This window comes from Pedobacter glucosidilyticus DSM 23534 (assembly GCF_000425145.1).
GTDB lineage: Bacteria > Bacteroidota > Bacteroidia > Sphingobacteriales > Sphingobacteriaceae > Pseudopedobacter > Pseudopedobacter glucosidilyticus.
Genome location: NZ_AULF01000031.1, coordinates 1 through 16,379, shown reverse-complemented (window position 1 = coordinate 16,379; position 16,379 = coordinate 1). Strand labels below are relative to the sequence as shown.

The window sequence follows — 16,379 nt, the reverse complement described above, 5'->3', positions numbered from 1 at the left end:
AAAAGAGATGAAGCAATTCTTCAATAGTTTAAGGATTAAGTATGGCTTTGCAAAGTTGAAGCATGAACTCAAGAAACTTAAACGTCATAATCATTCTATATCCTTACAAGATGCACAAAATATAGGTATTTTAGTACCCATTAAAGATGCAGAACAGATGATAGAGGCAGAACATTTTGCAAAAACTTTGCAAAATGATAATAAAAAGGTAAAATTGTTGGGTTTTGTGCTAGACAAAGGTTTAAAACTGAAATCAAAAACCAATATTGAACTTATTTCTTTAGAGGATATAGATTGGAATTATATTCCTAAAAAAGACAAAATAAGCAATTTCATTAATCATGAATTTGACATTTTAATAAACCTTTGTACTGATTTATGCTTCCCACTGGTTTATGTAGCTGCGGTATCAAAATCGGTTTTTAAAGTTGCGGCTTATAATCCTAAGCAAGCACCTTTTTTTGATTTTATGTTAGAAACACAACAGGAAAGCATAGTTGGCTTTTCTACAGAGTTGAGATATTATTTAGAGAAAATAAAATGAGTAGATTTTTGGGGACTGGTGTTGCCTTAATTACACCTTTTCATGCTGATTACACAATTGATTTTAATGCCTTAGAAAAAACCATTAACCATTTAATAGATGGCAAAATTGAGTATATAGTGGTTTTAGGTACAACCGCAGAATCTGCTACATTAACAAAAGAAGAAAAGAAAAAAGTTTTTGAATTTGTTACCGAGAAAGTAAACGGACGAATTCCCTTAATTGCCGGAATTGGTGGTAATAATACCGCTGAAATAGTGGCTGAAGTAAGTAGTTTTTCTATAAAAGGATATGAAGCTATACTTTCTGTAGCACCTTATTATAATAAACCCACACAAGAAGGTTTTTATCAACACTATAAGGCTATTGCCGAAGCATCCAAATTACCTATCATCTTATACAACGTACCAGGTAGAACAGGTGCCAACATGAGTGCCGAAACTACTTTAAGGTTAGCCAAAGAAGTTAAAAATATCATCGGAATTAAAGAAGCTTCAGGTAATTTTGATCAGTTTAATGAGATAGCAGCTCATAAACCAGAAGGTTTTGACTTAATTTCTGGAGATGACCCCATAACGTTACCTATGATTGCTTTAGGTGCTATAGGGGTAATATCAGTTGTTGCAAATGCTTTCCCTTTAAAATTTTCTGAAATGGTACGCACCTGCTTAAACAATGATTTTAAAGGTGCAAGAAAAAGTCATTTTGACTTTTTAGCTTTTACAAGATTATGTTTTGTAGAAGGTAACCCTGCCGGGATTAAAGCTGCAATGAAACAATTAGACATTTGTGATGATTATGTAAGATTACCTCTTGTTCCTGTTAGCGCTCAAACAAAAGCGCAAATTATAGAGGTTATTAAAACATTAAAAAATTAATAATCGTCATCTAAAATCATCAACTATCTTACTATTAAAATCAGGAAACAAATACTCAATCTGTTTCCTGATGATATCTTAACTATTACTTAGCTTTCTTTGCTTCGTTATATCTTTTACTCACTTCGTCCCAATTAATCACATTCCAGATAGCAGAAAGATAATCAGCTCTTTTATTCTGATATTTTAAATAATAAGCATGTTCCCATACATCTATCCCTAAAATAGGTATACCCTTTTTAGCAGCTCCTTCCATTAAGGGATTGTCTTGATTTGCAGTAGAAGAAACCACTAAATTACCACTCTCATCAACAATCAGCCATGCCCAACCAGAACCAAATCTTTTTACGGCAGCATCGTTTAATTTATTCTTCAAACCATCTAAACTTTTAAAAGATGCATTAATGGCTGCGCTAAGTTCTGCCGACGGATTACTTTTTTTAGGGGAAAGAATAGACCAAAACAATTCATGGTTATAATGCCCTCCAGCATTATTTTTTATTCCAGTGTCATATTTTGACATATTTGCCAAAATAGCCTCAATAGATTGATTTTCTACACCCTTAGCTTTTAATGCATCATTCAAGTTTTTAATATAACCAGCATGGTGCTTAGAATAATGAATCTCCATAGTTTGAGCATCAATATAAGGCTCAAGCGCCTTATAATCATAAGGCAAAGGTTTTTGCGTAAACTGTGCAAAAAGGCTGTTTGTTGCCAACAACATGGCAAGTAGTAATAACTTATTTTTCATTTCTCTTTTTTTTAATTGTAAATGTAAAACTAAAAATATGTTTTAAAGAGCTATTGCAAAAAAGATACATGTTTCACATTAAATAAGCGATAATTACATTAAAATAACATCTTTTCCAGAAAAATCTTTAAAATATTATTCCCATATCAGTACAACATTACTCTTGACTCAACTTTATTATAAAGTCGATAAATTCTTTATTGGTATAATCAGCACCACCCTCATGCTTAAATACCAATTTACCTTTTTTATTTAAAACAATAGTAGTTGGAATACTATTCCCCAGATACGCACTGGGCACTGCACTAGCAAGCACATATAATGGCAAATCCAAATTCCTTTTTTGCATAAATTTTAATGATTTCCGCAAATCCTGATCAACATCCACAGTTAAAACAATAAGCTTATTATTTCCCTTAAATTGCTTAGCCAGTTGATGGATAGACGGCATTTCTGCAATACAAGGCGGACACCAAGTAGCCCAAAAATTAATGAACACAACTTTACCTTTTAAACTAGATAATCTTACTTCTTTACCTGTTTCATCTTTAAAAACAACCTCTTCCTCTGAAATTGAAGCTGCTTTGATTTCTTGATCTTGAGGTAAATCAGGCTGAAATAAGCCTACCATCATTAAGCCTTCAATTACTTTTCCTTTAACTTGCGGACTAAATAGCATTGCTAAAGCAAAAACAACTAATAACACAGTTGAAATATTAGACCAACTGAACAACTTCTTATCATTTTTCTCTTTCTCCACCATCATTTTCTGATTTAATCCCGCTTACAAGTATTCAGTTTAAAAAGTGCGTACAAGGGGCAAAAACTCACTAAACTTGTTAGAACAAATACAATAGCTAGCACTAATAATACCATACCTAAAGCGCCCTTTATCATTTCATTATAGTACAATAAAGTAATTACCAAGGCTATAATTACTCTTAGGCTTCTATCTAAGCTTCCCATATTCTTTTTCATATTTCAAAATTTTAATGGTTATATCTATTTGATACATTACACCCGCCAATACCACAAGCAGAAACATTAAAAAGTCCTTGATAAAGTAAAATTGCAGCTAAAACAGCTATCATCACTTCCTCACGAGCAATAGCTTCATAAGCGATATAAATACCCGCTAGGGTTTTTATGATTCGGATAATATTCCAATTATTTAGCAACAGACTTCTCATAAACTCTTCTTTAATTCTTATAACAAATATGAAATAATAGCATTGGGATTTAGGTGACATAAGTCACTTTAGCCCAAAATTTTTAAATAAAAAAATCCCTAACAATTTGTTAGAGATTTTTCTGAAAGCTTATAACGGCTTAATACTTTGTACTCTGTACTTTCTACTCTATACTTTGTACTCTATACTTTCTAACTTTCTACAGCATGCCGCCACAAACAGAAATTACCTGTCCGTTTACGTAAGCACTCATATCTGATGCTAAGAAAACACAAACATTGGCTACATCATCTGTTTCTCCCGCTCTTTTTAAAGGAATATCTTTTTCCCATCCCTCTACAACTTTTGGATCTAAAACAGCTGTCATTTCTGTTCTGATAAAACCTGGAGCTACCACATTGGTTCTGATATTTCTTGAACCTAATTCTTTAGCTATTGATTTAGAAAAACCTATAATCCCAGCTTTAGATGCTGCATAATTAGATTGTCCAGCATTTCCTTGTACACCAACTACAGAGCTCATATTAATAAACACACCATGACGGTTTTTCATCATGATTTTTGACGCTGCTTTTGTGGTATTAAAAATTGATTTTAAGTTTACTTCCAATACATCGTCCCAATTTTCTTCAGACATACGCATTAATAAACCATCTTTAGTAATACCAGCATTGTTCACAACAATATCTATGGTACCAAAATCAGTAACAATAGCATTAATCAGTTGCTCAGCCTCTCCAAACTTAGAAGCATCAGAACGGTAACCTTTTATTTGCGTACCATATTGTTGCAATTCTTTCTCTAAAGCTTCGCCTTTTTCCACTGATGATAAATAGGTAAATGCAACATTTGCACCTTGTTCTGCAAATTTTTCTGCAATTCTTTTTCCTATTCCTTTAGATGCACCAGTAATTAATGCGGTTTTCCCTTGTAATAACTTCATTTTATTTGATTAAGATAAAGACGTGAAATTATCATTTTTTTTTGATAAGCATACAAGCCCTTATAAAAAGCAAAAGGCATTCTTATATAAGAATACCTCTGCTTTTAGTTTTTTAGAATTTATGTGTAGATATTAATTTTAATATCTTCTTTTTCTTTCTCCACCAGATTTTCTTTCTCCACCACCACTATTTCCACCCTCTTTTCTTTTACCAGAAAAATCTCTGAATCCGCCACCGCTACTTCTTTCTCCTCCTCTATCACTTCTTTCTCTTCGCTCGCCGCCACTGCTTCTACTGCCGCCGCCACCATAGCTTCTTCGCTCTCTGTCTCCACCACGATTAGGGCCTCCACCACCTCTTCGCTCACTTCTTCCTTCTCCAGAAACTTCAATTCTTACATCTCTACCATGGAAATCTACTTTCTTGAAGCCTTCAATCACTTTTTCTGCAACTTCATTCTCCACTTCAAAGAAAGAGAAAACACCTTTCATATCAATCTTACCAACAGATTTACCACTTATACCTGCATTGTTACAGATATAACCTAAAAGATCTCCTCTTGTAAAATCATCAACAGAACCCAAGTTGATAAACAAACGCGTAAATCCACTTTGTCCTGCTCTGCCGCCATCTCTTTCTCTACCGCCACGCTCATCTGTAGCAGTATTTAAATCCGGGGCATTTTTGTAATAATCTAAGAATCTGTTAAACTCTAAAGATGCAAAACGTTTGATAACATCTTCTTTAGTTAAATCCTTAAACTCGTCCATAATCCTAGGAAGATACTGTTCTATCTGAGAATCATTAACCTCTACATTATGAACTTTATGTACCAAACCAAATAATTGTTTCTCTACAACATCAAAACCAGTTGGAATTTCTGCTTTTGTAAATTGCTTACCAATTACTTTTTCTATTTGGCGTATTTTGTATAATTCTTTAGAGTTGATGATAGCTATAGAAATACCTGTTTTACCAGCTCTTCCTGTTCTACCACTTCTATGCGTGTAGTTTTCTATCTCATCTGGTAAAGAATAATTGATAACGTGGGTAACATCGCTAACATCAATACCACGGGCTGCAACATCAGTAGCAATTAACAATTGCAAACTTCTATCGCGGTAACGCTTCATCACTTTATCACGTTGTTGTTGAGATAAATCTCCGTGTAAAGAATCGGCATTGTAACCATCTTTTACTAAAGATTCTGCAATTTCTTGAGTTTCTATTTTAGTACGACAAAATACAATACCAAAAATTTCTGGATTAAAATCTACAATACGTTTAAAAGCTGCGTATTTGTCTCTAGCTTTAACGATGTAATACTCATGCTCAATATTAACATTACCTGTGTTTTTTGTCCCCATGGTTAACTCATGTGGGTTGGTCATGTAATTGTTGGCAATGGCTCTTACCTCTTTAGGCATGGTAGCAGAAAACAACCAAGTTTTCTTAGTGTCTGGGGTTGTAGAAAGGATATCGTTAATATCATCCTGAAAACCCATGTTTAACATCTCATCAGCCTCGTCTAAAACCACATATTTCACTTGAGAGAAATCTATAGCTTTTCTGTTAAGGATGTCTAGCATACGACCAGGTGTTGCCACCACAATTTGTACGCCTCTTTTAATGTCTCTTAATTGGTTTACGATGTTTGCACCACCGTATACTGCAACTACATTAACATTAGGAAGGTTTTTAGAATAATTTTTTAAATCGTTACTGATTTGTAAGCAAAGTTCACGTGTTGGGCAAAGAATAAGTGCTTGTGGGTGATTTTTACTGTAGTCGATCAGTTCTAATAATGGAAGGCCAAATGCGGCTGTCTTTCCTGTTCCTGTTTGGGCTAATCCGACAAAATCGTTGCTGCCTGATAACAAAACTGGAATGGCACTTTCCTGGATTGGAGTAGGGTTAGTAAAACCTAACTCAGTTATCGCATTAACAATATCATGTCGTATCCCCAATTCATTGAATGGGTTCATGATAATTTATAAAATATGGCAACATTGCCAAATAGGGCGCAAAGATACAATTATATACCTGAAATGCAAAATCTGTCTGATATAGTTTTTTATACCAGACAGTAATACAGCTTTTACAGCTTTATAAATTTTGTATTAATTTGATTTGATGCACTTGTTAGCTTGAAGAAATAAACGCCACTAACCAGGTTCTGAGAAAAATCAAACCTATTTAAGCCGTTTTCTAATAAAATATCTTGTTGAGCCAAGACTTTACCCCCTATATCAAACAAGCTTAGTTTTGCTTTTTCTTTTACGGGAGATAAAATTTGAGCCGTAACCGTATTACTATTTTGTAAAACACTTAAAGTAGCAAAAGATATATTTGATATGGCTGATCTAACTGCTAAAATTTCGCTTTTACCATCAATATCTAGTTGCTTTAATCTATAATAATTGGTTCCAGGCAGAGGATTTTCATCTACAAAACGATATTTTGTTAAAGCTATGGTAGTTCCTGAACCTTCTTTTGAGCCAATTTTAGTAAAGCTTATTCCATCTACTGATCTTTCTATTTCAAAACTTGCATTTTCAGTTTCTGATAAAGTTTCCCAGTTTAATAAGATGGTTTTATCAATAGCTTGAGCTGCGAAAGAGGATAGTTGGATGGGAAGTACTCCCAAAAGATTTTTAATAACAAAATTATCAAAGTCTAAATTTGCATTTGATGAACTACTAGGATAAATAAATTTCATATTGTTTAATCCCACAGTTGGCGTAGTTGCTGGTATATCATTAAACTCTTTTACGTTACCTACCCAAATATCATAAGCATCTATTCCAACTGATTCCAAAACTCCACTAGGAGCCAAATAATCTTGAGAAGAGCTGGTATTATTAATGACAAGAGTTATAGTTCTTTTACCAGTATAGATGTTCCCATTTGTATTTGGTCCGATATTTCTTAGACTAAAACTTCCTGTTGTCTCAAAATTAAAAGTTATTCTACTGTGAAAATCTACAGTTGCTGGGGCTGAGGCACTATTTTCAAAATTTGAACCTACATAAAATGTAGCTTGTGTTATTGCAGCTGCTGCTAAATTATTACTTATTTCAAAATCAAATTTTACTTCCAGTAACTCGGGTGCGCCAGTAAAAGGTGTAATTCTTGAAAAATAACCTGTACTTCCTCCTGATTTAGCGAATCTTAAAGTCCCGCTATTTATAGATGTAGGATTGTTGGTTGCATTGTTTATAGCGGTAAACTGCCCAATACCAGGCGTTCCACTTACATAGTCTGCAACAACAGCAGAAGAGCTAAAATCTTGAGAGAATATAGTTGTCTGTGCAAAAACAGAATTAGACAAGCCCAATAAAAAGAGTAAAAATTTTTTCATGTGTATCGAATTTAATTTTTTAAGTAGTTTCTGCTAAATATAAAGAGAATAGATTAAATTTATGTGAAATTTTCAAAAAATAATTGATAAATATTTCGTTTTGTCAATACAAAAACACCACAAAGTTATAAACTCTAAAAAATCATTATTGTTTTATCCCTTTTTTATACCACAATTTAAAATCCTTAAAACAATAATTAGGCATCATTATTGAATTATTGCTCTCAAAAAAAACATTTCTTATGATAAATACCGTAGAACAATTAAAGAATACTTTAGAAGATTCTTTATTAAAAGAAAACATCAATACCAATTTAAGTAAAACAGAAAGGATACTTTCTATAGCCGGAGGAACTTATATCGCCCTTAAAGGATTAAAAAACATATTTTCTCATCCTCTTATCGCGGCAACAGAATTGACCTTAGGCTATACTTTACTTAACAGAGGGGTCTCTGGCTATTGCGCCATTTCAGAAAAACTAGAACAAGAACCCAAAGGCCCTGAACCTATTTTGGTTGTAGGAAATATTTAAACAAAAAAAGAAGTTATCTCAAATCACCACTTTGTGTCAGGCTAAAGGAGCGGAGTCGAAGCCTTTTCTTATCCTTCGACTTCGCTACCATTGACGCTATTTATAAATGTTTAAAAATTAAGCATTCACCCACTGGCTTTCCGGCCTCTTGACCGGCCATGTCAAGGTACTTTTTTCCGCAAAAAGTACCCAAAAACTCTCCGCTGCGCCGCTTGCTTCTAAAGGTTCTACTAAGGCTAATCCTGTAGAAGCCGCAACCGCCAAGGCGGAATTGGGCGTAAACGGCTGTTAATGCTTGGGCAGGACTATCGAAATACTTAAACACGTCATTACATATTGATTTATATGAAATATATTAACCCTCAGGATGACAACAAAGGTCCGCTCAATGTGGCAAATATGATTTTTGACAGCCTCTTGCTACACTTCGATTATCTAAAGCATTACCTCAATCTATCCGCAGATTTTATCAATTTATCATCTCTTTTAATCCCCTTAACTGCTAGCACCAAAAATAAAACCGCTATAGATGATAGTCCGGCACCAATACCATAATCTCCTATCTCTAATAGAGTAGTAGTAGCATTTTTTACAGTTTGCGATAACCAAAAACTGTAAGCAATAATAACAACGATATGTACATAGGTAAACATCATTTGCTGCTTTCTATTCTTGTAAAGAAATATCAATACCAACGAGTTTAAAGCTAACAATGCCGTAATAATGGTTAATAATAAAAAACTTTCTGTTTGTACTACATTTCCATCAAGGGTTTGGGTTACACCGGTAACGCTTATTTTTTTTGCTCCATCGGTTTCAAAAACTGTGGCAATAGGAAACATAAACAAAGCTGCAAGTGCTAAAGAAGCTAAGAAAAAATAAACAGTTTGTATTCTTTGTATCATAATCTTTTTTAAATATAAACAATTAAGCAAATGTAAAAACATCTGGTCTTATTAAAATTGTTTATAAAAGAAATTACATAAATGTTGCCTATTGAACTAAAATGGTAAGCCTATTTAGATTAAATTTGTAGGGTGCATCACGTTAACAGATATTTTCTAGAATTAAGCTATCATGGAATAAATTACCATGGCTGGCAATATCAACCTAACGCTATTACTGTTCAACAAAAAATTGACGAAGCTTTAAGCATCTATTTTAAAGATAAAATAGAAACTTTAGGCTGTGGCAGAACAGATACTGGCGTACACGCCACTCAGTTTTTTGCACATTTTGATTGCCCTATCGCGAATTTAGAAAACCAAGAACTTAAATTCCTGAGAAGTTTAAATGCGCTTCTACCTCATGATATCGCTATACATCATATTTACCCAGTAGTGCCAGATGCGCATGCCCGTTTTGATGCCACTTTTAGGTCTTATCAATACCATATTCATTTTCATAAAAACCCTTTTAAAACCCATACCAGCTGGCTTATAAAAGAAAATCTGGATATGAACGCCATGAATATTGCAGCAACATATCTATTAGAATATGAAGATTTTAGTGCTTTCTGTAAGGCTAATGCCGATAATTTTACGAATAACTGTTTAGTTTCCAGAGCAGAATGGGAAGTAGCTTCCGATGGAATTATCTTCCATATCACCGCTAACAGGTTTTTGAGAAATATGGTAAGGGCAATTGTGGGCACTTTAACGGATATTGGAAGAGGGAAATTTTCACCAGACTATATGAGAGAAGTGATAGAAAGTAAAAACAGATCTTACGCTGGTGCTTCTGTACCTGCTTGTGGACTTTTCTTAACCGAAGTTAACTATCCTTATATCATGAGGGCAATAGAAGAAGAAAAATAATGGCAGAAGTTACTGGAAAAACCTATGATTGGAGCTTATTAAAAAGACTTTTTAAATATACCAACCCTTATAAAAGACTTTTTTATCTTGCTATTTTTTTAACCCTTAGCTTAGCTATCGTAGCTCCGTTAAGACCCCTGCTTATTCAAAAAACGGTTGATGATTTTATCCTTTTTGATAATAAATCCGGATTGATCAATATGACTATTATCCTTATCATATTGTTAATCCTTCAAACCGTTATCCAATACTATCACACATTCCTAACCAATACACTAGGGCAATCGGTTATTAAAGATTTAAGAAAAGATGTTTTTAACCATCTAACCCAACTCAGATTAAAGTATTTTGATAAAACACCTTTAGGACAACTCATAACACGTACCGTATCTGATTTAGAAACCATTGCCGATATATTTTCTGAAGGTTTAATAGTTATTATTGGCGATATATTACAATTGGTAACCATTATTGGGGTCATGTTGTATACCGATTGGAAGCTCACTTTAGTGGTTTTAATTCCGATGCCATTATTGATGCTTGCAACTTACATTTTCAAAGAAGCCATAAAATCTGCTTTTCAAGAGGTAAGAACACAGGTTGCCCAACTCAATACTTTTTTACAAGAACACATTAGTGGCATCAGTATCATCAGATATTTTGCCAGAGAAGATCAAGAATACAAAAAGTTTAAAGCTATAAATGCGGTTCACCGCGATGCTCATATCCGTTCAAACTGGTATTATTCTATATTTTTTCCTGTTGTAGAGATTATATCCGCTCTGTCTATTGGCTTATTGGTTTGGTATGGTTCTAAAAGTATACTTAACAATGAAATTTCTGCCGGAGTAGTGGTTGCCTTTATCATGTACGTTAACATGTTATTTAGACCTATTAGAGAATTAGCAGATAAGTTTAACACCTTACAAATGGGTATGGTAGGCGCTGATAGAATTTTTAAAGTTTTAGATACTCAGGAACAAACTATTAATGAAGGCAAACTGGCACCACAAAACTTAAAAGGCGAGATTGTATTTAAAGATGTTTGGTTTTCTTACCAGCAAAATCAAACTCCTATAATTGAAGAAGATTGGATATTAAAAAACATTTCTTTTGAAGTTAAAGAAGGAGAAACATTAGCGCTTGTAGGTGCTACTGGTGCAGGTAAATCCTCAACCATCAATATCCTGAATAGATTTTATGAAATCAGTAAGGGAAGTGTTAAAATAGACGGTATTAACATCAAAGATTTTGAGCTTACATACTTAAGAAATCAAATAGCCACGGTTTTACAGGATGTTTTTTTATTTTCTGATACCATTGCAAATAACATCTCCCTCAAAAATCAAGCTATTAGCAGACAAAAAATTATAGCAGCAGCTAAAGATGTTGGCGCACATGATTTTATTATGCGTTTACCCGATGGTTATGATTATCAAGTACAAGAAAGAGGTGCTACTTTATCTGCTGGACAAGCACAATTAATCTCTTTTATCAGAGCGCTGGTTTACGACCCTAAAATTTTAGTTCTAGATGAAGCTACTTCATCAGTAGACACAGAAACAGAAATTTTGATACAACAAGCTATAGAAAAACTAATGCTAGGCAGAACCTCCATAGTTATTGCGCATCGTTTATCTACCATCCAAAATGCAGATAGAATCATTGTATTAGACCATGGTGAAATTAAAGAAAAGGGCACACACCAAGAGTTGCTCAGGTTAAACGGTTATTATAAAAACTTGTATGACCTACAATTTAATTCTAGCGGGATAGAAAAAAGCTAAGCATATCATTCATGACCATCAAGAGTAATTGAACTTATTTGAAAGGTATAAAATTATCAATAGATTAAAACCTACCGCCCTGAAATCCCGTTAGCGAATGTTTCAACAAAACTTATAATTCTATTCAATATTCTATCTCCAATTTCTTTTGACTTTAAAACACTAGGCCGGCCTTCTTTACGTAAATCTAATATCTCATTTCTTAAAGGTTGTCTTTCAGCAAAAAGATAATTTTCTATTAATTTTTCGGTCTTTTCTTCCGAAAGATCTTCTTCTTGTATCAATTGTTTTAAGGCTATTAACTGCTCTTCACTCCAGAACTTTTCAAACTCTTCGGGAATGGCATCTGCATCTTTAATATGAGGTAAGTTTTCCTGAATAAATTTCTCTATTAAATCTCTTTTACTTCTTAAAGAAACCTCTGTATTTAGCAAATTAAAAATCTCTTTTTGTAAACGTTCTTTTTCTTGAGTAGTTTGGTTTGATTTAACTTTCATTAATAGCTGAAGAATGTAGGTTACATTTATGGTATCACGCCTAATTAATTCTAGTTCAAAATCTATATCCTTTAAAATAGATGTTTTTTCTTTTGTTTGAGGTGGAATTCTTTCTTTTAAATCTAAATACTTACTGGTATAATCTGTGAATAATTGTTCTTCTATATCTAAATCATTCCAAGTAAACTCTGTATAATGACTCATTTTCTTATGAAGCCTAATTAGCATTCTAAAAGCGAGAATAAATTTCAATTTATCTTCTTCAGAATATAAATCGTCTACTGATTTTACAACAGGAACAATTTTCAACAGATTTTCTGTAGCCTCGTTAAATTGATTTACATACGATTCATAAGGTTCGACAATAATTTCATCAATAGCTTCTTTATTACTAAATAAGGTAATAGCCTCGTCTGTCTTATCTTTTAAGTTTCTAAAGCAAATGATATTGCCCTGTGTTTTATTCTTATCTAAAATACGGTTGGTGCGACTAAATGCTTGTATTAAACCATGATATTGAAGGTTTTTATCAACATACAAAGTATTTAGATTCTTACTATCAAAGCCTGTTAGAAACATATTTGCAACTAAAAGAATATCCGTTTCATGTTTAGGATGCTTAGATTTTTTTGCTATAGCATTATAGTAATTATAAAAACTTTCTGTGTCTTTAATATTTTCAGCAGTTCCAAACTGGGCATTAAAGTCCTTAACATACTCTTCTAATAACTCTCTTCGGTGCGGCTTTATATGTCCATAACTTGCCTCTGGCTCGGCTGCCATACTTATTGGTGGATAAACATCATCTTTTAGCTCGTCCTCATTTTGGGCATAGCTAAATATGGCAGCAATTTTTAAATCATGTTCTCCATTAATTCTTTTACGCTTAAAAATCTCATAATATTGAATTACCGAGTCAATATCCTGAACGCACATCATAGCGCAAAAATTTCTATTTTGCGTTTTTTGGTCATGGTATTGAATTATATAATCTACAATAGCCTCCTTTCTTTCTGGCGCTTCTAATACCTCAGCCTCATTGATTTCTTCTACTTTTAAATCAATAATATGGTCTTTCTTTTTAAATGTCTGGATATATTCAACAGAAAATTTCAAGACATTTTCATCTCTAATCGCATCAGTGATTACATATTTATGTAGGCATTTACCAAATAAACTTGCTGTCGTTTTTTCTCCATCAGCATTTTCTGCAAGGATAGGTGTACCTGTAAAACCAAATAGTTGAACATTAGTAAAATAGCTGATGATATTTTTATGGGTATCACCAAATTGAGAACGATGGCACTCATCAAAAATAAAAACCATTCTTTCATCTTGAATAGTTTTCATCTTAATCAAATTCTTACCCGAAATAGCGTTATTTAACTTTTGAATGGTCGTAACAATAATTGGGATATTAGGATTTTTGAATTGTTGAATCAATTCATCAGTACTACCAGCGGCACTCACACATCCTTTGCTAAATTTATCATACTCTTGGTTGGTTTGGTAATCTAAATCTTTTCTATCAACAACAAATACTACTTTTTTTATAGCTGGAATTTTAGATAAAATCTGACTTGCCTTAAAACTAGTTAATGTTTTACCGCTACCTGTAGTATGCCAGATATAACCATTTTTTTGGACACTATAACCCTTTAAAATCTCATTTTCTGTTACCTTTTTGATGATGCTTTCTACAGCATAATACTGATATGGTCTAAGCACCATGAGCTTCTTGTCTGTTTCATTTAAGACAATATATTTACATATCATCTTACTAACATGGCAGGGCTCTAAAAAAGAATCAGTAAAACCGTTAAGGATATTATTTAAAGGTTTGTTTTGTTCATCTGTCCAATGGAAAGTTTGAAGATATTCTTGAGGATGCGAACCAAAATTACTGAAGTATTTAGTGTTTACACCATTACTGATGATGAACAATTGAACAAAATGAAATAAGCCTTTTCCTGCTCCAAAGCTATGTTTTTGATAACGGTTAATTTGGTTAAAGGCTTCTTTCATTTCCAAGCCTCTTCTTTTAAGTTCTATTTGAACTAGAGGTAAACCGTTTATTAAGACAGTAACATCATATCTATTTTCGTATTTACCTTCTTGTGTTATCTGGTTTGTAACCTGATATTCATTTTGACACCAATGCTCTACATTTAAAAATTCAAAGTACAGATTATCACCATTATCTCTGAGAATATGCTGCCTTTCACGTAATGTTTTCGCTTTTTCAAATACTGAGCCTTTACTTAAAATATTAAGCACTTTCTCAAACTCTGTATCCGTAAATTGTATTTTATTATGTTTCTCTAGCTGTGTCTTTAAATTAGCCAACAAGGCTTTTTCATCAGCAATAGAGACAAGTTTATAACCAATTTTTTGTAATTGGATGATAAGCTGTTCTTCTAAAATCTGTTCTGATTGTTTACTCATAAGTTTTCGCCATTCCGAAACTACAAAAAATAGAAAACAAAGCCCCTTGTTTACATAAAAAATAATTTTCCTGAAATCAAAGAGCTTTGTTTTCCAAAAATGAAGATAAGTTTATTTGTTTTCCATAATCAAGTAAAAATAGAAGACAAACCTTTTTGCTTTCAAGATTTGTATTCAAAGTATTTTGTGTTCAAAATATTCAAACAAACCGAAATCAAATAATTACTTTAATCCTTTAAACATTTGTTCAATAGCCTTTTTCTTTTGCTCCAAATTTGGATGTACATAAAGGTTCAAAGTTGTACTGATGTTAGAATGCCCTAGTAGTACACTTACGGTTTTATAATCGCAGTTACTCTCTATACATCTTGTAGCAAAACTATGCCTTAAGCCATGAAATTTTAAATCTGGCATATTTAACAGTTCCATCAGGTTTTTATAATAACTACGGTAAGTTCTAGGTTCTGTTGGCTTAGCCTCATTAGTTAAAACAAAAAAAGACGGATTAACTATTTTCTTAAAAGGTTTTAGCAGTCTCAATAAATCTTTGCTGATTGGTATTTCTCTGATTGAATTTTTTGTTTTAGGTGTATCCAGAATAAGTTCAGTTCTTCTTTGTCCGTTTTCTATCACATAGATGCGTTGTATGGTTCTGTTTACATTAATGATTCCGTTGTCTATATCGATATCATCCCAGGTTAATGCACAAACTTCTCCTATACGCATACCCGCACTTAAACAGATATAAACACCTAAATTTTTAAACGTAAAATGATCTTGAATATAATTCATGATTTTTTTCTGATTGCTACGGTTTAGCACTTCAATGTTACGCTTCTCACGCTCGGTAGGGAACTGTATTTCAAAAGGAGTATATGCTAACCACTTATTTTTTGCACCAAATTTGAGAATCATCTTCAAAACAATTAAAATGTCTTTGATTGTTTTTTGACTAAGCCCTCTTTCAAGTTTCTGAAAAACAAATTTTTGTACATCTGCCTCAGTTAACTCGTAATAATGACCAAATACTGGCAATAAATGGTTTTCTGTAAGGAGTACATAAGCAGAAAAACTCGACTTTTTCACGTACTGCTTTTTGTCTTTTTTCCATAGTTCAATAATTTCTGAGAGTTGTTTTTGATTGTTCATGATTTTATTTATTGATTAAAATCACGAAGAAAAGTAATTGATGATTAAGGATTACTAATCTTTATGTAATTAAGGATTAAAGGTTCCCAATTTAAGATTTCCTGGCTTTGAGGGGGCATGGGAGGTTAAGAGGTTGGGGGAGGTTGCAAAATTTTCAAAAGGGAAAGGTATTTCAAAAAGTGATATTACTGAAGATGGAATGAACGATTGCATAAGATATGGTGAGCTTTATACATATTATGGTGAAGTTATTAAAGAGATAAAATCGAAGACGAATTTGCAAAAGTCTTTATTAGTACTTAGCGAGGATAATGATGTTATAATTCCTGCATCTGGTGAATCTAAAATCGATATTGCTACAGCTTCTTGTGTTTTAAAATCGGGAGTTGCATTAGGAAGTGATTTAAATATTATTAAAACAGATAATGATGGAGTGTTTTTATCGTATTATCTGAATAGTAAAAAGAAGATGGAAATAGC

Annotated in this window: 16 protein-coding genes; 6 read left to right on the top strand and 10 right to left on the bottom strand. The window is 32.9% G+C overall.

Annotated elements, in window-relative coordinates:
• Positions 1-7: 7 nt before the first annotated feature.
• Together H510_RS0110400 and dapA are read left to right on the top strand one after the other, a co-directional pair.
• The gene (locus tag H510_RS0110400; RefSeq protein ID WP_026904271.1) at positions 8-544 is read left to right on the top strand and encodes a DUF6913 domain-containing protein; all 537 of its coding nucleotides are present in this window, start codon (positions 8-10) and stop codon (positions 542-544) included.
• Positions 541-1,422, top strand: coding sequence for a 4-hydroxy-tetrahydrodipicolinate synthase (gene dapA, locus H510_RS0110395; protein WP_026904270.1), 882 nt, complete (start codon positions 541-543; stop codon positions 1,420-1,422). The genes H510_RS0110400 and dapA overlap by 4 nt, the downstream gene beginning before the upstream one ends.
• Before the next feature lie 85 nt (positions 1,423-1,507).
• On the opposite strand, the gene H510_RS0110390 is transcribed toward dapA, so the two are convergent.
• The 7 genes from H510_RS0110390 to H510_RS0110360 all read right to left on the bottom strand — a co-directional run bounded on the left by H510_RS0110390 (position 1,508) and on the right by H510_RS0110360 (position 7,671).
• Complete coding sequence (locus H510_RS0110390; protein ID WP_026904269.1) at positions 1,508-2,176, bottom strand: superoxide dismutase; 669 nt, start codon at positions 2,174-2,176, stop codon at positions 1,508-1,510.
• A 157-nt stretch (positions 2,177-2,333) separates the two neighbouring features.
• Complete coding sequence (locus tag H510_RS0110385; protein ID WP_026904268.1) at positions 2,334-2,942, bottom strand: TlpA family protein disulfide reductase; 609 nt, start codon at positions 2,940-2,942, stop codon at positions 2,334-2,336.
• An 8-nt stretch (positions 2,943-2,950) separates the two neighbouring features.
• Positions 2,951-3,154, bottom strand: a complete 204-nt coding sequence (locus H510_RS0110380) for a YgaP family membrane protein (protein WP_026904267.1) — start codon at positions 3,152-3,154, stop codon at positions 2,951-2,953.
• Positions 3,155-3,165: 11 nt separating this feature from the next.
• The gene (locus tag H510_RS0110375; protein WP_026904266.1) at positions 3,166-3,366 is read right to left on the bottom strand and encodes a hypothetical protein; all 201 of its coding nucleotides are present in this window, start codon (positions 3,364-3,366) and stop codon (positions 3,166-3,168) included.
• 199 nt (positions 3,367-3,565) lie between these two features.
• Entirely contained in the window at positions 3,566-4,309 is a 744-nt protein-coding gene (gene fabG / locus H510_RS0110370; RefSeq protein WP_026904265.1) for a 3-oxoacyl-[acyl-carrier-protein] reductase, read from the bottom strand.
• A 138-nt stretch (positions 4,310-4,447) separates the two neighbouring features.
• Positions 4,448-6,295: a DEAD/DEAH box helicase gene (locus H510_RS0110365; RefSeq protein WP_036692577.1), complete on the bottom strand. Its 1,848-nt coding sequence runs from the start codon at positions 6,293-6,295 to the stop codon at positions 4,448-4,450.
• 113 nt (positions 6,296-6,408) lie between these two features.
• On the bottom strand, positions 6,409-7,671 hold the full coding sequence (locus H510_RS0110360; RefSeq protein WP_026904263.1) for a T9SS type A sorting domain-containing protein: 1,263 nt from the start codon (positions 7,669-7,671) through the stop codon (positions 6,409-6,411).
• A gap of 242 nt (positions 7,672-7,913) precedes the next feature.
• Here H510_RS0110360 and H510_RS0110355 point away from each other — a divergent pair, with 242 nt between their 5' ends.
• Positions 7,914-8,204 (top strand): hypothetical protein, encoded by a 291-nt coding sequence (locus tag H510_RS0110355; RefSeq protein WP_026904262.1) that lies wholly within the window; start codon positions 7,914-7,916, stop codon positions 8,202-8,204.
• Positions 8,205-8,647: 443 nt separating this feature from the next.
• Here H510_RS0110355 and H510_RS0110345 read toward each other — a convergent pair whose 3' ends face one another.
• Positions 8,648-9,109 carry a DUF4293 domain-containing protein gene (locus H510_RS0110345; RefSeq protein ID WP_026904261.1) on the bottom strand — a complete coding sequence of 154 codons (462 nt, stop codon included), beginning with the start codon at positions 9,107-9,109 and terminating at the stop codon, positions 8,648-8,650.
• 132 nt (positions 9,110-9,241) lie between these two features.
• On the opposite strand from H510_RS0110345, the gene truA reads away from it, so the two are divergent.
• Entirely contained in the window at positions 9,242-10,021 is a 780-nt protein-coding gene (truA, locus tag H510_RS0110340) for a tRNA pseudouridine(38-40) synthase TruA (RefSeq protein WP_036692575.1), read from the top strand.
• Positions 10,021-11,808, top strand: a complete 1,788-nt coding sequence (locus H510_RS0110335) for an ABC transporter ATP-binding protein (RefSeq protein ID WP_026904259.1) — start codon at positions 10,021-10,023, stop codon at positions 11,806-11,808. Before truA ends, H510_RS0110335 begins: the two co-directional genes overlap by 1 nt.
• 71 nt (positions 11,809-11,879) lie before the next feature.
• Here the strand turns inward: H510_RS0110335 and H510_RS0110330 are convergent, their stop codons facing one another.
• Together H510_RS0110330 and H510_RS0110325 are read right to left on the bottom strand one after the other, a co-directional pair.
• Positions 11,880-14,750 (bottom strand): type I restriction endonuclease subunit R, encoded by a 2,871-nt coding sequence (locus H510_RS0110330; protein ID WP_026904258.1) that lies wholly within the window; start codon positions 14,748-14,750, stop codon positions 11,880-11,882.
• Positions 14,751-14,972: 222 nt separating this feature from the next.
• Positions 14,973-15,899: a tyrosine-type recombinase/integrase gene (locus H510_RS0110325; RefSeq protein ID WP_026904257.1), complete on the bottom strand. Its 927-nt coding sequence runs from the start codon at positions 15,897-15,899 to the stop codon at positions 14,973-14,975.
• A gap of 133 nt (positions 15,900-16,032) precedes the next feature.
• Here H510_RS0110325 and H510_RS18675 point away from each other — a divergent pair.
• The coding region (locus tag H510_RS18675; RefSeq protein ID WP_162143072.1) for a restriction endonuclease subunit S domain-containing protein at positions 16,033-16,379 on the top strand (347 nt) is incomplete at its 3' end.

Coding starts and splice junctions, on each gene's coding strand:
- H510_RS0110400 (WP_026904271.1), top strand. CDS start 8: ATGAAGCAATTCTTCAATAGTTTAAGGATTAAGTATGGCTTTGCAAAG.
- dapA (WP_026904270.1), top strand. CDS start 541: ATGAGTAGATTTTTGGGGACTGGTGTTGCCTTAATTACACCTTTTCAT.
- H510_RS0110390 (WP_026904269.1), bottom strand. CDS start 2,176: ATGAAAAATAAGTTATTACTACTTGCCATGTTGTTGGCAACAAACAGC.
- H510_RS0110385 (WP_026904268.1), bottom strand. CDS start 2,942: ATGATGGTGGAGAAAGAGAAAAATGATAAGAAGTTGTTCAGTTGGTCT.
- H510_RS0110380 (WP_026904267.1), bottom strand. CDS start 3,154: ATGAAAAAGAATATGGGAAGCTTAGATAGAAGCCTAAGAGTAATTATA.
- H510_RS0110375 (WP_026904266.1), bottom strand. CDS start 3,366: ATGAGAAGTCTGTTGCTAAATAATTGGAATATTATCCGAATCATAAAA.
- fabG (WP_026904265.1), bottom strand. CDS start 4,309: ATGAAGTTATTACAAGGGAAAACCGCATTAATTACTGGTGCATCTAAA.
- H510_RS0110365 (WP_036692577.1), bottom strand. CDS start 6,295: ATGAACCCATTCAATGAATTGGGGATACGACATGATATTGTTAATGCG.
- H510_RS0110360 (WP_026904263.1), bottom strand. CDS start 7,671: ATGAAAAAATTTTTACTCTTTTTATTGGGCTTGTCTAATTCTGTTTTT.
- H510_RS0110355 (WP_026904262.1), top strand. CDS start 7,914: ATGATAAATACCGTAGAACAATTAAAGAATACTTTAGAAGATTCTTTA.
- H510_RS0110345 (WP_026904261.1), bottom strand. CDS start 9,109: ATGATACAAAGAATACAAACTGTTTATTTTTTCTTAGCTTCTTTAGCA.
- H510_RS0110335 (WP_026904259.1), top strand. CDS start 10,021: ATGGCAGAAGTTACTGGAAAAACCTATGATTGGAGCTTATTAAAAAGA.
- H510_RS0110330 (WP_026904258.1), bottom strand. CDS start 14,750: ATGAGTAAACAATCAGAACAGATTTTAGAAGAACAGCTTATCATCCAA.
- H510_RS0110325 (WP_026904257.1), bottom strand. CDS start 15,899: ATGAACAATCAAAAACAACTCTCAGAAATTATTGAACTATGGAAAAAA.